The 1251-nt window shown below is 61.8% G+C and carries 2 protein-coding genes; both read right to left on the minus strand.

What is annotated here, in order from left to right; all coding sequences use genetic code 11:
• On the minus strand, positions 1-150 hold a 150-nt coding region (locus tag ACXRVY_RS29915; protein ID WP_458239061.1), incomplete at its 3' end, for a CoA-transferase.
• A gap of 11 nt (positions 151-161) precedes the next feature.
• Positions 162-1058, minus strand: a complete 897-nt coding sequence (locus ACXRVY_RS29920) for a VOC family protein (RefSeq protein ID WP_223462345.1) — start codon at positions 1056-1058, stop codon at positions 162-164.
• Positions 1059-1251: the final 193 nt, after the last annotated feature.

A 1251-nucleotide genomic window follows, 5' to 3' on the forward strand; every position in this document is an offset into this window, starting at 1 on the left:
TGCAACTACAGTCAGCTCCTTGAGGTCCGAGCGCAGAATCTCGCGCACCAGCGCCATCGGCTTGCGCCTCGGCCCCCAGCCACCGATACCGATGGTCATGCCGTCACGCAGTTGGCCGACGATCTCGGCGGTGGTCTTTTGCTTGTCCATCGTCTTGTTCCTCATTGGCGACCGACACTGAAGTCGTGGCCCCAGTGGCTGACCACGGTGCTTTCGAACGGCGTGTGGCGATCCCAGTCGACCACCAGGCCATCACAGCCGTACTCCAGGTCAAACCCGGACGGGGTCTTGATATAGAAAGAAATCATCTGGTCGTTGGTGTGCTGGCCGAGGGTGGCTGACAGCTTCACGCCGTTGGCGTGCACGCGGTCTAGGGCGCGACCGACTTCGTCCAGCGCGTTGACCTCGACCATCATGTGCACGCAACCGTGGGGCATCGGGCACTCGAAAATCGCCAACGAGTGGTGGCGGCCGTTGTTGCAGTGCAGGAAGTGGATGCGCTTCTGCGGCTCGGCCGGGTCCGGGGTGAAGCGGACTTTCATCAGGTCCGACAGGCCAAAACCCATCACCTCTTCGTAGAAGTCGCGGCAGCGTTCGAAGGCGGGTGCTGGCAGGACGACGTGGCCCATGCCGAGGTCATTGGTAACGAAACCTTTGACGCCCACCGGCGAGACAAAACGGGCGAAGTCCTGCAACGGCCCCCAGAACAGTTCGTGGCGATTGCCATCCGGGTCGCTGAAGTGCACCAGCTCCTGGACCTTGCGCAGCTCCGCTTCGGCCGCGGTGCCACGGGTCACTTGCACGTCGGCTTGCTGCAGCTCGCTGACCGCCTGTTCCAGCGCCGCCTTGCCGGCCACCTCCCAGCCACAGGCACCGAAGCCGTTCTCGGCGTTCTTCTGCACCAGGATGCGGTGGTGGCGCTCGTCCATCTTCAGGTACAGGTGGCCGTCGTCAACGTTGCCGATGACCATCATGCCCAGCACCTGGCTTGCGTAATGGCGCCATTGCGCCAGGTCGCTGGATAACAGGGTGACGTAACCCAGACCGCGGATATCCATGGATGCACTCCTCGTTTTTCTCAGGCGGTGCCGCCCTTCGGCGATTGCCGGGGGAGACTTTATGTAGGGCCTATTCAAACGGGTTCGGGGAGGGGCAACATCGTCCAATGGGACTAGCGGAAATGACGGGGTACACGCATTAAAAACTGTAGGAGTGAGCCTGCTCGCGATGAGGGCCTTACAGTCAACATTG

Source organism: Pseudomonas sp. P5_A2_2, from assembly GCF_054177685.1.

Excerpts from the sequence above, each read along its gene's own strand:
- ACXRVY_RS29920 (WP_223462345.1), bottom strand. The coding sequence starts at position 1,058 with ATGGATATCCGCGGTCTGGGTTACGTCACCCTGTTATCCAGCGACCTG.